Genomic DNA, 15,610 nt, shown 5'->3' with positions numbered 1-15,610 from the left:
TTGCCTGGCGGCTGTAGCGCGGTGGTCCCACCTGACCCCATGCCGAACTCAGAAGTGAAACGCCGTAGCGCCGATGGTAGTGTGGGGTCTCCCCATGCGAGAGTAGGGAACTGCCAGGCATCAAATTAGAAGTATGGCACTGACTTTCGAGGCAGTTCACTACTCGATAGAGAGTAGGACAAAAGCGAAAGCTTTTGAACGTTGCGAAGCAACGGCCCGAAGGGTGAATCACAAAGTGATTCATAAACTGCCAGGCATCAAATTGCAGTAAACCGGGATGAAGAATCCGGGTGGTGACAAAGAAATTCGGTGGAGCGGTAGTTCAGTTGGTTAGAATACCTGCCTGTCACGCAGGGGGTCGCGGGTTCGAGTCCCGTCCGTTCCGCCACTTATTAAGAGCCCTGAGCTAACGCTTAGGGCTTTTTCTTTGTTTGCAATTTAATTATTGCTGAATCCGCAAAAATCCTCTGCATTTTTCACTCTTTTTCTATAAAGAGCTTAAGCTCATAATCCTCTCAGTTAACGAACATAGTGATTATAAAGAGGAATTCTATGACTATCCCTGCATTCGGTTTAGGTACTTTCCGCCTGAAAGACGACGTGGTTATCGCTTCTGTTAAAACGGCGCTTGAGCTAGGCTACCGTGCTGTCGACACTGCACAAATCTATGATAATGAAGCGGCTGTTGGTCAGGCGATTGCCGAAAGTGGCGTACCGCGTAACGAGCTGTATATCACCACCAAGATCTGGATTGAAAATCTCAGCAAAGAAAAACTGATCCCAAGCCTGAAAGAAAGCCTGAAGAAGTTGCGTACAGATTATGTCGATCTGACGCTGATCCACTGGCCATCTCCAGGTGATGCGGTATCTGTTGAGGAATTCATGCAGGCGCTGCTCGAAGCAAAACAGCAGGGGCTGACTCGCGAAATTGGTATCTCAAACTTCACCATTCCGCTGATGGAAAAAGCCATTGCCGCAGTAGGTGCAGAGAACATTGCGACCAATCAGATTGAGCTGTCTCCGTATCTGCAGAGCCGTAAGGTGGTTGACTGGGCGAAAGCACACAGTATCCACATCACCTCTTACATGACGCTGGCTTACGGTAAAGCGCTGAAAGATGAAGTGATTGCGCACATTGCCGCTAAACATAACGCGACCCCGGCGCAGGTTATTCTGGCATGGGCAATGGGGGAAGGTTACTCCGTAATTCCTTCTTCTACCAAACGTGAAAACCTGGCAAGCAACCTGCTGGCGCTGGAACTGCATCTGGATGCCGAAGATAAAAAAGCGATCGCGGCACTGGACTGCAACGATCGTCTGGTCAGCCCGGAAGGCCTGGCCCCTGATTGGGATTAATTGCCTGACCCTCTGTACCCATTAACCCTCTTTCACAGCTCCTTCGGGAGCTGTTCTTATATATTCACTTAAAAAGTCAATAAATGCCCGGATGCGCGTACTGACGGCACGATCGCTGTAATAAACTGCGCTAAAAGGCATCTCTACCGGCAGACGTTTATCTGCCAATAACTCCACCAGTTCACCCCGCGCGATCTCTTTATCTATCATATAATCTGAAAGACATGCGATGCCGTTGCCATTCAGGCAAAGCTGTTTTAGCGTTTCTCCACTGTTGGAAGAAATTCCGCACTCGACCTCATGCAGCTGTCCGTCGCTACAGGCAATCGGCCAGGTATTGAGTGAAACTGGTTCGGAAAACCCCAGACTCAGATGCTGGTTTAACTCCTCGACGCTCTCTGGCTTGCCAAAACGGGCAATGTAGTCCGGTGAGGCAATAATCTTACGATAGCTGGTAAATAGCGGACGCGCACGTAGACTCGAGTCAGTCAGTGTACCCGCTCGTATAGCAACATCCACTTTTCGTTCAATAAGATTTATGAATGTTTCTGAGGAGACGAGAGACAACGTCATCTCGGGATACCGTTCCCGGAACGGCTTGATTAGTGGCATCAGGAAATGCAACATCACCGGTGTTGCTGCGTCGATGCGCAGCAGGCCGCGCGGAGTATTCCGCGACTCCATGATTTCCGTTTCTGCTGCAGCCATCTCTTGCAGTATCTGCTGTACCCGCCTGAAGTAGCGCTCTCCTTCTTCGGTCAGGCTTAGCTGTCGGGTCGTGCGATTAAGCAAACTGACGCCCAGTTTCATCTCCAGCTTTTTTACTGCCCGGCTGACCGCGGAATTGGCTTGTCCAAGCTGTTCTGCCGCCCGGCTAAAGCTGCCGCTTTCCACTACCGCCACAAAAATTGCGAGTTCTTCGGAGGTTGCTTTCATTTTTGCACCTGACGCAAAATTATATTGAGATTTTGAATATTTTTGTCATTAAAACATCCAGGCATACTGCGTGTCATCTGATTACTGATGTTACGGAGTTATTTATGCCTCTCGCTTTATTTGCACTAACAATAAGTGCCTTCGCTATAGGCACTACTGAGTTTGTGATTGTTGGTCTGGTGCCGACCATCGCTCAACAGCTGGCGATCTCGTTACCTTCCGCCGGGATGCTGGTTTCAATCTATGCGCTGGGTGTGGCAATTGGCGCACCGGTACTGACCGCTCTGACCGGACGCCTGCCACGTAAACAGTTACTGGTTGCGCTGATGGTTCTGTTTACGGCGGGGAATTTGCTGGCATGGCAGGCACCCGGGTATATGACACTCATTGTCGCTCGTCTGCTGACTGGGCTGGCACACGGCGTATTCTTCTCGATTGGTTCTACCATCGCGACAAGTCTGGTGCCAAAAGAGAAAGCAGCTTCCGCCATTGCCATTATGTTTGGTGGCTTAACGGTGGCGCTGGTCACCGGCGTGCCGCTGGGAACATTTATCGGTCAGCACTTTGGCTGGCGTGAGACTTTCCTCGCGGTATCAATGTTAGGCGTGATTGCACTGATCAGTAGCCAGTTACTGATCCCTGCCAACATTCCCGGTCGTGCTGCCGCCAGCATTCGCGACCAGGTGAAGGTGCTGACTCATCCCCGTCTGTTGCTGATTTACGCCGTTACGGCACTGGGCTACGGCGGTGTATTCACGGCATTCACCTTCCTTGCACCGATGATGCAGGATCTGGCGGGGTTCTCCCCGGCAGCAGTAAGCTGGGTCTTATTGGGTTACGGTGTTTCAGTGGCTATCGGTAATATCTGGGGCGGTAAGCTGGCGGATAAACATGGTGCGGTTCCTGCGCTGAAATTCATTTTCGCCGCGCTGTTTGTTCTGCTGATGGTCTTCCAACTGACGGCCTCCACGCAGTACGCCGCGCTGGCTACCATTCTGGTGATGGGGATCTTTGCCTTTGGTAACGTACCGGGATTGCAGGTCTACGTGGTACAGAAAGCTGAGCAATTTACGCCAAATGCTGTAGATGTGGCGTCAGGGTTAAACATTGCGGCGTTTAACATTGGGATTGCGCTGGGGTCAGTGATTGGCGGGCAAACGGTCGAGCATTATGGTTTAGCACAGACGCCGTGGATTGGCGCCCTCATTGTTCTGGTAGCTTTTCTGCTGATGGGTGTCAGCGGTCGTCTTGATAAACCCGTGCGTGTTGCTCTGGGGTAAATCATTGATGTAAGCGCCCACTTACAAAACAAACTGCAATTGTTCGTTGAAAGTGAGTGCTAAAATCCCTATAACAGAAGAACCAGTCCGGCTGCGGACTGGTTGACGTTACAGAGGTTTGAAAGTCTAAAGTGCGAAAAAACACCTATGCCATGCGTTATGTTGCCGGACAACCCGCCGAGCGGATTTTACCGCCGGGGTCGTTTGCGCATATTGGCCAGGCATTACCCGCAGGCGTTCCGTTAAGCAGTGAAGACCGCATTCGCGTGCTGGTATGGAATATTTTTAAACAGCAGCGCGCAGAATGGCAGTCGGTGCTGAAGAATTTTGGCAAAGATGCGCATCTGGTATTATTACAGGAAGCGCAAACCACGCCAGAACTGGTGCAGTTTGCGACCGCTAACTACCTTGCTGCCGATCAGGTTCCTGCCTTTGTGCTGCCTCAGCATCCCTCTGGCGTCATGACGCTCTCTGCTGCTCATCCTGTTTACTGTTGTCCATTGCGCGAGCGTGAGCCTATTTTACGGCTGGCGAAATCGGCTCTGGTAACGGTGTATCCGCTGCCTGACTCTCGATTATTAATGGTGGTGAATATCCACGCGGTTAACTTTAGCCTCGGCGTCGATGTTTATAGTAAGCAGTTACTTCCCATTGGCGATCAGATCGCTCATCACAGCGGTCCGGTTATTATGGCCGGCGATTTCAATGCCTGGAGCCGTCGACGGATGAATGCGCTGTACCGCTTTGCGCGTGAAATGTCGCTGCGCCAGGTACGTTTTACTGACGATCAGCGCCGACGCGCGTTTGGTCGCCCTCTCGATTTTGTGTTCTATCGTGGTCTGAACGTGAGTGAAGCCTCTGTGCTGGTCACCCGTGCATCCGATCACAACCCGCTACTCGTTGAATTCAGTCCCGGCAAACCTGAACAATAACGGTGTGTCAGGTCTGCCGTAGGGCAGGCCTGTGATGGTTGCCCTTCCTATTTCACAACAACCGAAGGACAACACAATGACAACACGCTCTCACCATGACAACGTCGAAAAACAGTTTGGCTCTCAGGCTAATGCCTATTTAACCAGTGCGGTGCACGCCTCTGGCCGTGACTTGCTGCGTCTGGGGGAAAGGTTGTCGGCATTTCCGCAGGCCCGTGTGTTGGATATGGGATGTGGAGCGGGGCATGCCAGCTTTGTAGCCGCGCAACACGTAAAGCAGGTTGTGGCTTATGATTTATCGTCGCAGATGCTTGAGGTGGTCGCTGAGGCGGCAAATGACAGAGGCCTGGAGAATGTCGCCACACGCCAGGGTTATGCCGAAAGTCTGCCATTTGAAGATAGCGAATTTGACGTGGTGATTAGCCGCTATTCTGCGCATCACTGGCATGATGTCGGACGCGCGCTGCGGGAAGTGAACCGCATTCTGAAGCCCGGTGGTGTATTAATTGTGATGGATGTGATGTCGCCAGGCCACCCAGTACGTGATATCTGGTTGCAAACCGTGGAGGCGTTACGTGATACCTCGCACGTTCGTAACTATTCCAGTGGAGAGTGGCTGTCGTTAATCAACGATGCCAATTTGATTGCCGATACTTTGTTAACCGATCGCCTGCCACTGGAGTTCAGTTCGTGGGTCGCGAGGATGCGCACGCCCGCGGCGTTGAGCGACGCGATTCGTGCATACCAACAAAGTGCTTCTGCAGATGTGAAAGCCTACTTTGCGTTACAGGAAGATGGCTCGTTTACCAGCGACACGATAATGGTTGAGGCACATAAAGCGGGATAAATAAAAAAGGCACTGGGGGGAATCCAGTGCCTTCATTTCTACAATGCTATCAGGAGTCCGGCATTCCGTTGTTTTTCACAAACAACGTGAGCTGATCGCCTGGCTGTAGATTGTCCGTATCGCTGTTCCAGCGCATGACATCTTTGATGTTAACCCCGTGACGTTTGGCAATGCTCGACAGCGAGTCGCCTTTACGCACACGATAGGTGATGCTATCGCTGTTGTTCGCCAGACGCTGTGCGCTGGTACCCGCACCCACCGTCAGGTTTTGACCCACTTTCAGGGATGACCCGCGCAGGTTATTCCACTGCTTAAGGTCATTGGTGCTCACGCCAAGGCGTGACGCGACGCCAGAAAGCGTATCGCCAGAGCGAACTTTGTAGCTACGACTGTTCAGCGGCGTGTTATCCGCGACCAACGTTGACTGCACGGCTGCAATTTCGCCTGAAGCCAGAGACTCACGCAGCTTCTCTGCATGCTTCTTTGGCACCATCACATATTGCGGGCCGCTGGCACCCAATGTGGAGCCTTTCACGCCTGCATTGAAGGTCTTCAGCTTGCTGACGGAAATACCCGCCATATCAGCAACCTGAGCCATCTCAACCGGGCTACTCAGGCGAACACGTGCCAACGCGCGGCTTTCGTCTGTTGTTGGCAGACGTACGCCATAGCGTTTGCTGTTTTTGAGTATATCGCTCAATGCCAGCATTTTAGGCACGTATAGCTTCGTTTCCTGAGGCAATGGCAACGACCAGAAGTCAGTGGGTTTACCACGAGCTTTGTTCGTTTTGATTGCCTTCATGACACGACCTTCACCGCTATTATAAGCAGCAACGGTCAGCAGCCAGTCGCCATCAAACATCTTGTTCAGACGCTGCATCATGTCCAGCGCGGCGGTGGTGGAAGCCACAACGTCGCGACGTGCATCATAACTGCGGGTCTGTTTTAAACCATAATTGCGCCCCGTGCTCGGAATGATCTGCCAAATACCTGCGGCATTGGCGCCAGACGTTGCGTGAGGATCAAAAGCGCTCTCCACTATGGGTAGTAGTACCAGTTCCATAGGCATGTTACGTTTCTTAACCTGCCCGGCTATCCAGTACATATACGGCTCTGCCCGTAAAGTTACATCGTGGAGATAGCTCTTATTGCGTAAATACTTCTGTTTCTGTTCGCGAATCCGGCTGTTTTCCGGAATTCCCATCTTTAGCTCGTCACCAATGAAAGCCCACAAATCTTGATCAGCAGCGATAGATGTTCCGTCGTCCATCCATCGCGCCTGACTTGTAAACTTTCCTGCTTCCCCTTGACCAGCTGCAGAAAGGCTCTGTGCGTGTTGTTGGACGTTACCAGTATTCTGGCACCCAACAAGCAGGACAGAGGCGAGTAATATCGCTTTTGCCTTCATGTGTGTGTCAATAGTTGCTTAAAAGACGACCGATCATAACGGCGAAGTTTTCAAAAGGCAACCCGGAATTGTCAGAACGTATCTTTCTTTGACCTTAACCAGGCAAAACGCTCTTCAGGTTGTTGCAATATTGTTTCTTTGTTAATTTCATTAATTAAATCAATATCTTCCGTTCTCAAAAAAAGATTATTTCGCCGCTCATTTTTCAGAATTACGGGTAGTGTCATTTGTTTTTTTACGCGTAACTCATTAACTTTACGATAATATTCATTTATGAACGAATCGTGCGGGAGAATGCTTAAGGCAAACTTCATGTTTGCTAATGTGTACTCATGTGCGCAACAAATTAATGTATCGTCAGGAAGTTCGTTTATTTTATTAAGTGATTGATACATTTGAGTTGCTGTACCTTCGAAAAGTCGACCGCAACCGCCAGAAAAGAGCGTGTCACCACAAAATAAGTAAGGATGGCTAAAGTAACAGATATGTCCTAAAGTGTGACCAGGAGTAGCAATTACCCTAAATTCATGCCCCAAAACGAGTGCAATATCGCCATCTTCGACTACGTGTGTCGTTCCCTTATCTTGCGTTTCAGCCGGTCCGTATACCACTATTTGTGGGAAATGTTGCAGGAGTTCTTTCACTCCACCAACGTGATCCTGATGATGGTGGGTTAGCAGAATGGCTTCCGGCACCCAGTTATGCTCTGCAATGGCTTTCAAAACAGGAGCCGCTTCACCCGGGTCCACAATCAGACAATGCTGGTCATTATTTGACAGGACCCAGATGTAATTGTCCTGAAATGCAGGAATACTGTTAAGATTCATATATTACCTCTCAATGCGTAACGGAAGGTTGTGATGAAACCGGCAAGGATCCCTCAAACTGTCGTAGCGCCCGTTAGCTGGGATGATTTGCCCTGGGGCGAACACTATCGTGAGGCGCTGGAGCATCAGCTTAACCCGTGGTTTGCAAAAATGTACGGTTTTCATCTGCTTAAGGTTGGTAATTTAAGCGCAGAAATCGATTCTGAAGCGTGCGCGGTTTCTCATCAGGTAAATGTTTCTTTGCAGGGATCTCCCATGCAGGTGACGGCCGATCCTTTGCATCTTCCCTTTGCCGATAAGTCCGTGGATGTCTGTTTATTGGCCCATACGTTACCGTGGTGCTCCGATCCGCATCGCCTACTGCGTGAAGCCGATCGCGTGTTGATTGATGACGGCTGGTTGATTCTGAGCGGTTTTAACCCGGTAAGCTTGATGGGATTGCGTAAACTGGTGCCCGTATTGCGCAAGACATCGCCCTATAACAGTCGGATGTTTACCCTCATGCGTCAACTGGACTGGCTATCATTACTGAATTTTGAAGTGCTGCACTATAGTCGTTTTCATGTTCTGCCCTGGAACAAGAAGGGCGGGAAAATGTTAAGTGCCCATATCCCCGCGCTGGGCTGTTTACAGCTGGTGGTTGCGCGCAAGCGAACCATTCCGCTTACGCTCAACCCGATGAAACAAAATAAAAGCAAAACGCCTATCCGTCATGCCGTTGGCGCGACCCGGCAATACCGTAAACCGGACGCTTAAGCCTCAGTCTGATACCCAATATCATCCTGAGTCGGGCTCATGGCCGCGGTGCGCGCAAGCTCATCGCAGCGTTCGTTTTCCGGATGGCCCGCATGGCCTTTAACCCATTCCCATTTGATTTGATGCGGCCCCAGCGCGGCATCGAGACGTTTCCACAGATCGACGTTCTTCACCGGTTTTTTATCTGCTGTTTTCCAGCCGCGCTTCTTCCAGTTGTGGATCCACTGCGTAATGCCTTGACGCACATACTGGCTGTCCGTGCTGAGTATCACTTCACACTGTTCTTTCAGGGCTTCCAGCGCAACGATTGCCGCCATCAGCTCCATGCGATTATTAGTGGTGAGGTTGTAGCCCTCGCTAAAGGTTTTTTCGCGCCCGCGATAGCGTAAAATCGCCCCATAACCACCAGGCCCTGGATTTCCCAGGCAAGAACCATCGGTGAAAATTTCTACCTGTTTAAGCATCTCTGGTAGACTTCCTGTTTTAGCAAATCGAAATCAAACGATAAGTCTGACATAAATGACCGTTATGAGCACTGGAATTACACGACAGATCGTCCTCGATACCGAAACCACCGGTATGAACCAGATTGGCGCCCACTATGAAGGCCACAAGATCATTGAGATCGGTGCGGTTGAAGTGGTGAACCGCCGCCTGACCGGCAATAACTTCCACGTTTACCTGAAGCCGGATCGGCTGGTGGACCCGGAAGCGTTCGGCGTACACGGAATCGCAGACGAATTCCTGCTCGATAAACCTACGTTTGCCGATGTAGCCGACGAGTTTCTCGACTACATTCGCGGCGCGGAGCTGGTCATCCATAACGCATCGTTCGATATCGGCTTTATGGATTACGAATTCGCGAAGCTCAAGCGTGATATTCCGAAGACGAATGAATTTTGCAAAATAACCGATAGCCTGGCGCTGGCGAGGAAAATGTTTCCTGGCAAGCGAAACAGCCTTGATGCGTTATGCTCGCGCTATGAGATAGACAACAGTAAACGAACCCTGCACGGCGCATTGCTCGATGCCCAGATTCTGGCCGACGTTTATCTGATGATGACCGGCGGGCAGACCACGATGGCGTTCTCAATAGAAGGCGACAGCCAGCAGCAGAATGACACGGGGATCCAGCGTATTGTGCGACAGTCCAGCAAACTACGCGTTGTTTTCGCTACTGATGAAGAGTTAGCGGCCCATGAGTCACGCCTTGACCTGGTGCAGAAGAAAGGCGGAAGTTGCCTCTGGCGGGCATAGTTTGTACGTTTACCGTATGAAAATGGCCATTCGGGTGATTTTTGCAGCAAACGATTAAAAACGTGAGAAAAAGCGTTGACGAGGCGCGAGGCAATCCGTAATATTCGCTTCGTTCCCAAGCGGAACACAACGCGGAGTGGTAGTTCAGTTGGTTAGAATACCTGCCTGTCACGCAGGGGGTCGCGGGTTCGAGTCCCGTCCATTCCGCCACTATTCAGAAAGCCTGAATCAGAAATGATTCAGGCTTTCGTCGTTTTAGCCCGCCAAAAATAATAATCTCATTACCATACTTTATCGACCGCGCCCGAGCTTTCGGGTGGGCAACACATCAGGTCATCCTTAACCCGACGCATATCCAGAAGGCGATTAACTCGCGAAGTGATTCATCACGCAGGCGAAGCGGGGTGAGAAGTTATCGCCAATAAGAACCGTTTCCTCATTCAGGTGCTTTAGCATATACAGCTTGTCGGCACGTTCGTAAGCGTCGAAGAAGAGATAGTCGACAGCGTCCGTTGCGTCATCATCGGGGGATTTTTCCCGACCATCGGGAGTGAGCATAAAAACGCCTGCGGTATGGCCGAGTGGACGGGCATAGCGAAAGAACAGTTTTCGGTTAACAGCGAACTCGCCGTCGTCACTTTTGAGTTTCCCCTGGACTGACAATGAAAGGTGTCCGGAGTTGTAGCTGGTTATCAGCATTATTCCGTGGAGTTCCTTTTTTGTATTCTGGATGTCGAGTATCGACGTGAATTCCGAGGAGCAGGAAAAACTGATTTCTTGTTTTTTCGCATTCCCGGCGATAATAAAAAAAGCGATAGCCGCTAGCCCAAAAATGGCAATCACGACTGACCATAGTAAAGGAGAGTGATCGCTTTCCTGCTTCATATCATTCCTCATGATGGCGATACTGGCTGATGCAATGGTAATAGCCGAGGTTTAGCCCGCATTCAGCGGCAAACGACCACTCAACCAGATTATGGTTGCTCGCCCAGGTATTGAGATACAGATCTTTTGGGTACGAACAGTTGGGGTTAATACCCACGGACTTGAAAATATCCAGCGCTTTTTTTTCGGTTATGGTGTCGGTGAGGGCGTTTCCTAATATATGCACACGGCATTGCTCGTAGTCGATAGTTCGCAGGATCGCCGCGTCCGTCATCGCGATTTCATTGGGTATCCATGTTAACCACGCTGTCGCCAGCACGGCGATGCCGGTAATTAACGTTGTTATCGTGACAGGCCACAGGTTTCGTTTCTTTTTCCTGGGCGTCAATGCAACATTGACTATTCTGGTGGGCGCTTGCGATTCCTCCAGTTGCTGAATATTGATACTGGCGTCGCTCATCCGAAATCCTATTCGCGGAATGGTGACGATCAGTTCTGCAGGATGGCCCGTAGACGTTATTGCTTTGCGCAGAAATGAAATGTGCTGATTGAGATTAGCATCCGTCGCTCTGGCGCCATTATGCTGGAAAACATTCCGCAGAATTTCATCGCGCGAGGATATCTCTTTACCATTTTGCAACAGATAGAGCAGTAATTGTGTTGCCACATTATTCAATGTGGCCATTTCACCAGATGCCAGGTCTTTTAGGGTATTTTTATGTGGTCTGAAAACTAAGCCTTCACCAATAATTACGGATTTAATTTTGTTTATTGGTATATGAGAAATCACTGATGTCTCCTTTAAAGCAGGATATCTCGCATTCGAGTGGGGGAAGCAATAGCATAACATAATTCATTTATAAAAAATGATTGTACCATAGATCGCTTTATTAATATTTATATAACAATCTCTTAATATATCTAATAGAATCTTCCAATCTCCTTCCTCTCTTTCACTATCTTATTGTCATTACTCGTTTTTGATGCCAAATTTCATTTTTACAAAACATTCATAAATACATTTTGCCTGTTCTTCTGGCTAAATAAAAAAATAGTTGATAGATAAAAACTCTATAAAAACTATAAATGATAGACATTAACACTGGTGTTGGCGTGTTTTTTGGCTGTTTTTTAGGTAAACGATCGCTCTACAGACAGTGTTACAACACGATTCCCTGAGTTTGATTAATACCGGATTTTTGCATTGTGTCATTTTTTCGTCGACTTAATATAAGCCCCGAAACAGCGTAAACAACTGTGGGCGGTATTTCGGATGGAATACCAATGAAGTTCAAAAATACAGGGTGGCTTGAGATGGATTGTTTTCAAGGAAATGCACTTCCACCACCTGCAGATCAGGGTTTCCCTTGCATAAATTGTCTGTGGAAATAGATCGTCGGAATAACCAAAAAACAGATATAAGGTTAAGTAGTAATATGAAAATGAAAAACGTGGCTGTGGCTTGTGCGCTGATGGCGGGAATGACTTTTACTGCATCTTCTGCTTTCGCTGCAAAAAATGTTGAACCGACTAACGGTAAAATTCACTTCACTGGTTCTCTGGTTAATTCCGCATGCGGTCTGGCCCCAGAATCCAGCCCGGTGCAGGTTAATTTTGGTGAGATCCCAACTTCTCAGTTAAAAGACAACCAACGTGCTGGTGTTAAGCATGCCAAAATCGTTCTGCAGGGCTGCGATACAACTGTTGCGAAAACCGCCACAGTAACCTACACCCCGGCAACGATTGATACCGACAACAATGCGCTGGCTGCATTTACCTCGGGTACAGCAAAGGGCGCGGGCATCGGTATGATTGACAGTGGTAACCAGGACGTGAAATGGGGCGAAGCCGCATCTCAGGTCAACATTACCGATGGCGAAACCGACATTGATTTCGTTGCTTATCTGCAGGCCAACAACGCATCCGCAGCAGTAACCCCGGGTGACTTCGAATCTACCGTTAATTTCCAGATCGATTATCAGTAACGATCTGCTGCGGGCGCAATTATGCGCCTGCTTAACCCTTCCTGCGAATAACTGAAAGGAAATGCGGTGATGCCTGGATGGCGTATTTTACTGCTTTTTATCTTCATATCGCCTGCATGGGTTTTGGCTGACACCCATCGTCTTGTCAGTACGCCCGGCAAAATGCGCATGCGGGGAAATATTATTGAGGCTGCCTGTTATGTCGATCCACGCGACCGGTCGCTGCTGGTTGAATTTGATGACCTCTCAGCCAGAGATATTTCCGGAAAACCTGAAAAAGTATCTGCGCATGATTTCAGTATTCATTTGCTGGGATGTTCATTAGGGGATTCTCAACACCCCGGGAATCTGTTCCAACGCGCCAATATTACCTTTTCCGGCGCACCGGATAGTGACAATCCTGATTATCTGAGCGTGCAATCGGAAACTGAAAATTTAGCGATAGAAATATATGACGGCAAAGGCAAGCAAATTCATTTAGGTGAGCCATCACCGGATTATGCGCTTAACCCCGGGAAAAACACGCTCAATTTTACGGCTTATTTGATCTCCCGCGACGGAAGAATGACGTCTGGTGAATTTACTGCAGTCACGCATTTTGTTGTGAATTATCTCTGAGCTGCACAGCAATTCGGGTATCTGAAGGTTTGCGAACGAAAATGATCACGCTGAAAACAGATAAAAAACGTCTGGCGCTTTTAATTGCTCTGGTCTGTGCCTCTTCATGGGCTGAAGCGGATGAGTCTATTGAATTTAATACTGACGTCCTGGATGCCAGTGACAGACAAAATGTCGATTTACAGCGTTTTTCCGAAGGCAACTTTGTGACTCCCGGAGAATATCTGCTGGATGTTCGTATTAACAGCCAGGAGATTCCTCAGCAGTCGATCCGTTATATCGTTGATCCTGCCAACTCGCATAAATCCATGGCGTGCCTGACGCCGCAACAGCTCGAATTACTGGCGCTCAAAGAAGAGGCGCTGACCTATATTCATCCGATTAGCGCGACCTGCTATGACATTTCCCGCCTGCCGGGTGTGGTGCTGAATAATAGCGCAGGCGTACTGGACATTACCGTGCCTCAGGCATGGATGAAATATACCGATCCAGACTGGACGCCGCCGGAGCGCTGGGATAACGGCGTCGCGGGACTGATTTTCGACTACAGCGTTTCGGGCCAGGCCACACATTACGAACAAGGTGGCGATCATTACCGCTCACTGTCTGGTTATGGACAGACGGGCTTTAACCTCGGCGCGTGGCGCTTTCGTGGTCAGTATCAGGCCAATTATGCTTCGGATGAAAATCGTGGGCGTATCGACTGGGATCAGATCTATGTCTATCGCCCGTTACCTATGCAGGCTGCAAAACTGACGGTCGGTGAAATATATCTGAATTCCCAGGTGTTTGATTCAGTGCGATTTACGGGGGCTAACCTTGCCAGCGACGAGCGCATGCTACCACCGAATTTGCAGGGCTACGCGCCCGAAGTGCACGGCATCGCCCGCAGTAATGCGAAGGTCACCGTCAGTCAGCAGGGGCGTGTTATCTATCAAACCACTGTTCCAGCAGGGCCATTTAATATTCAGGATCTACACGGTTCGGTACGCGGCACGCTGGATGTTCGCGTCGAAGAGCAGGATGGCAGCGTACAAACCTTTCAGGTCAATACGGCAGATATCCCTTACCTGACGCGCCCGGGCTATGTTCGTTACAACGCCGCTGTCGGTAAGCCATCGCGTTATAACCACGACGTCCAGGGACCTGCATTTTATAGCGGTGATTTTTCATGGGGGGTCAGCAATGCGTGGTCACTGTACGGTGGCGCGTTGCTCACTGGCGATCGCTATAACGCCTGGTCGATGGGGATTGGGCGGGATTTGAGCTGGCTGGGCGCGCTGTCGGCTGATGCGACGCAATCCGTGAGCCGAGTGAAGCATCAGGCTGAACAAAAAGGGATGTCCTTTAAGCTCAGCTATGCCAAAACCTTTGATGAATACAACAGCGCCATCACCTTTGCCGGTTACCGTTTTTCACAGCGTAACTTCCGCACCTTCTCGCAGTTCCTCGACGAGCAGTATGAAAATAACAACAGCGCCGGCAACGAAAAAGAGATGTACACCATCACCGGTAACAAGACCTTTTTTGCTGACGACCCGCAATTAGCGACCACGCTGTACCTGACCTATACCCACCAGAATTACTGGGATCGTGGCTCTCAGGATCGTTACGGGGTGTCGATGGGACACAGCTTTTCGTTCGCAGGCATTCAGGGGATCAGCGCCAACCTTGCCGCTTACCGCTCTGAGTATCAGGGCAAACGGGACGACAGCCTTTCGCTGTCCATTTCGGTGCCATGGAGCGATGGCCGCTCAATGGATTATGAAGTGCAAAACAGCGGCAGCCAGACCAGTCAGATGGTTTCGTATTCCGATAACCGCGACCGTAACAATCCATGGCGACTGCGCGCAGGGGTTTCCGGTGAAGGGCACACCGCGTTTGATGGCTACTACAAGCATCGCAGCATGATGGCGGAACTGGAATCTAACGTCAGCTGGCAGCAATCACGTTATTTATCCGTTGGCGGCACGATGCGCGGCGGCTTTACCGCAACGCGTCATGGTGCGGCACTACACAACAGCCAGGCGTCGATGAATACCGCCAGGGTGATGGTTGATACCGACGGTGTGGCGAATGTACCGCTGAACGGCGAACAGGCGCACTCAAACCGCTTCGGTATTGCCGTCGTACCGGACGTCGTCAGCTATCACAGCTTTGATACCCGTATCGATGTGGACGCAATGGACGAGGACATTTCCGCGACTAAAGCCATTGTCACCAACACTCTGACGGAAGGCGCGATTGGTTATCAGCGCTTCGCCGTGGCGCAGGGGCAAAAAATGATGGCGCTGCTGCGCCTGAAAGATGGTTCGGTACCGCCGTTTGGTGCCGAAGTGTTTAACGCCAACGGTGTCAACGTCGCCATGGTGATGGAAAACGGCATGGCCTGGATTGCGGGTGTGAATCCAGCCGAGCGTCTTTCTGTTGCCTGGGGCGGTCGCGCGCAGTGTCACTTACAGGTGCCGCAACAAATCAACCCGGAAGGTAACGTGCTGTTGCCTTGTGAATAATATCAATAAC

Annotated in this window: 14 protein-coding genes, 2 tRNA genes, 1 rRNA gene and 1 pseudogene; 12 read left to right on the top strand and 6 right to left on the bottom strand. The window is 50.1% G+C overall.

Translation table 11 applies throughout. From position 1 onward, the window contains the following. Positions 1-3: 3 nt before the first annotated feature. The 3 genes from rrf (at position 4) to dkgB (ending at position 1,356) form a co-directional block, all read left to right on the top strand. Positions 4-119 (top strand): 5S ribosomal RNA (rrf, locus tag ACHHZ7_RS20035). A 192-nt stretch (positions 120-311) separates the two neighbouring features. Then, positions 312-388 (top strand) — tRNA-Asp (locus ACHHZ7_RS20030). A 164-nt stretch (positions 389-552) separates the two neighbouring features. Beyond that, the gene (dkgB, locus tag ACHHZ7_RS20025; RefSeq protein WP_060682717.1) at positions 553-1,356 is read left to right on the top strand and encodes a 2,5-didehydrogluconate reductase DkgB; all 804 of its coding nucleotides are present in this window, start codon (positions 553-555) and stop codon (positions 1,354-1,356) included. 21 nt (positions 1,357-1,377) lie between these two features. On the opposite strand, the gene yafC is transcribed toward dkgB, so the two are convergent. Further along, positions 1,378-2,292 carry a DNA-binding transcriptional regulator YafC gene (yafC, locus tag ACHHZ7_RS20020; protein ID WP_060682716.1) on the bottom strand — a complete coding sequence of 305 codons (915 nt, stop codon included), beginning with the start codon at positions 2,290-2,292 and terminating at the stop codon, positions 1,378-1,380. A gap of 104 nt (positions 2,293-2,396) precedes the next feature. On the opposite strand from yafC, the gene ACHHZ7_RS20015 reads away from it, so the two are divergent. The 3 genes from ACHHZ7_RS20015 to ACHHZ7_RS20005 all read left to right on the top strand — a co-directional run bounded on the left by ACHHZ7_RS20015 (position 2,397) and on the right by ACHHZ7_RS20005 (position 5,351). Further along, positions 2,397-3,572, top strand: coding sequence for an MFS transporter (locus tag ACHHZ7_RS20015; protein WP_060683751.1), 1,176 nt, complete (start codon positions 2,397-2,399; stop codon positions 3,570-3,572). 131 nt (positions 3,573-3,703) lie between these two features. Beyond that, positions 3,704-4,504 (top strand): endonuclease/exonuclease/phosphatase family protein, encoded by an 801-nt coding sequence (locus ACHHZ7_RS20010; RefSeq protein ID WP_008783770.1) that lies wholly within the window; start codon positions 3,704-3,706, stop codon positions 4,502-4,504. Positions 4,505-4,580: 76 nt separating this feature from the next. Then, entirely contained in the window at positions 4,581-5,351 is a 771-nt protein-coding gene (locus ACHHZ7_RS20005) for a class I SAM-dependent methyltransferase (protein WP_060682714.1), read from the top strand. Between the two features lie 49 nt (positions 5,352-5,400). On the opposite strand, the gene mltD is transcribed toward ACHHZ7_RS20005, so the two are convergent. Both mltD and gloB read right to left on the bottom strand, forming a co-directional pair. Continuing rightward, positions 5,401-6,759: a murein transglycosylase D gene (gene mltD, locus ACHHZ7_RS20000; protein WP_032942416.1), complete on the bottom strand. Its 1,359-nt coding sequence runs from the start codon at positions 6,757-6,759 to the stop codon at positions 5,401-5,403. A 71-nt stretch (positions 6,760-6,830) separates the two neighbouring features. After that, the gene (gloB, locus tag ACHHZ7_RS19995) at positions 6,831-7,586 is read right to left on the bottom strand and encodes a hydroxyacylglutathione hydrolase (protein WP_057068753.1); all 756 of its coding nucleotides are present in this window, start codon (positions 7,584-7,586) and stop codon (positions 6,831-6,833) included. A 33-nt stretch (positions 7,587-7,619) separates the two neighbouring features. Between gloB and ACHHZ7_RS19990 the strand changes: the two genes are divergently transcribed. Continuing rightward, positions 7,620-8,342: a class I SAM-dependent methyltransferase gene (locus ACHHZ7_RS19990; RefSeq protein WP_048214878.1), complete on the top strand. Its 723-nt coding sequence runs from the start codon at positions 7,620-7,622 to the stop codon at positions 8,340-8,342. On the opposite strand, the pseudogene rnhA reads toward ACHHZ7_RS19990, so the two are convergent. After that, positions 8,339-8,917: pseudogene (rnhA, locus tag ACHHZ7_RS19985) on the bottom strand (ribonuclease HI). The gene ACHHZ7_RS19990 and the pseudogene rnhA overlap by 4 nt on opposite strands. Between rnhA and dnaQ the strand changes: the two are divergent. After that, positions 8,871-9,599, top strand: coding sequence for a DNA polymerase III subunit epsilon (gene dnaQ / locus ACHHZ7_RS19980; protein ID WP_100247263.1), 729 nt, complete (start codon positions 8,871-8,873; stop codon positions 9,597-9,599). The pseudogene rnhA and the gene dnaQ sit on opposite strands and share 47 nt — an antisense overlap. Before the next feature lie 133 nt (positions 9,600-9,732). Further along, positions 9,733-9,809, top strand: a tRNA-Asp gene (locus ACHHZ7_RS19975). 156 nt (positions 9,810-9,965) lie between these two features. Here the strand turns inward: ACHHZ7_RS19975 and ACHHZ7_RS19970 are convergent. After that, the gene (locus tag ACHHZ7_RS19970; RefSeq protein ID WP_003830806.1) at positions 9,966-10,484 is read right to left on the bottom strand and encodes a hypothetical protein; all 519 of its coding nucleotides are present in this window, start codon (positions 10,482-10,484) and stop codon (positions 9,966-9,968) included. Position 10,485: 1 nt separating this feature from the next. Further along, positions 10,486-11,169, bottom strand: a complete 684-nt coding sequence (locus tag ACHHZ7_RS19965) for a winged helix-turn-helix domain-containing protein (protein WP_008783775.1) — start codon at positions 11,167-11,169, stop codon at positions 10,486-10,488. A 751-nt stretch (positions 11,170-11,920) separates the two neighbouring features. On the opposite strand from ACHHZ7_RS19965, the gene ACHHZ7_RS19960 reads away from it, so the two are divergent. From ACHHZ7_RS19960 to ACHHZ7_RS19950, 3 genes are all read left to right on the top strand, one after another. Further along, positions 11,921-12,469 carry a fimbrial protein gene (locus tag ACHHZ7_RS19960; RefSeq protein WP_003830808.1) on the top strand — a complete coding sequence of 183 codons (549 nt, stop codon included), beginning with the start codon at positions 11,921-11,923 and terminating at the stop codon, positions 12,467-12,469. A gap of 69 nt (positions 12,470-12,538) precedes the next feature. Beyond that, positions 12,539-13,087, top strand: a complete 549-nt coding sequence (locus ACHHZ7_RS19955; RefSeq protein ID WP_020996612.1) for a fimbrial protein — start codon at positions 12,539-12,541, stop codon at positions 13,085-13,087. A gap of 41 nt (positions 13,088-13,128) precedes the next feature. Next, positions 13,129-15,600: a fimbria/pilus outer membrane usher protein gene (locus tag ACHHZ7_RS19950; protein ID WP_060682712.1), complete on the top strand. Its 2,472-nt coding sequence runs from the start codon at positions 13,129-13,131 to the stop codon at positions 15,598-15,600. Positions 15,601-15,610: the final 10 nt, after the last annotated feature.

The organism is Citrobacter freundii complex sp. 2024EL-00216 (assembly GCF_043945515.1).
Taxonomy (GTDB): domain Bacteria; phylum Pseudomonadota; class Gammaproteobacteria; order Enterobacterales; family Enterobacteriaceae; genus Citrobacter; species Citrobacter portucalensis.
This window is presented reverse-complemented; position numbering and strand designations above follow the sequence as displayed.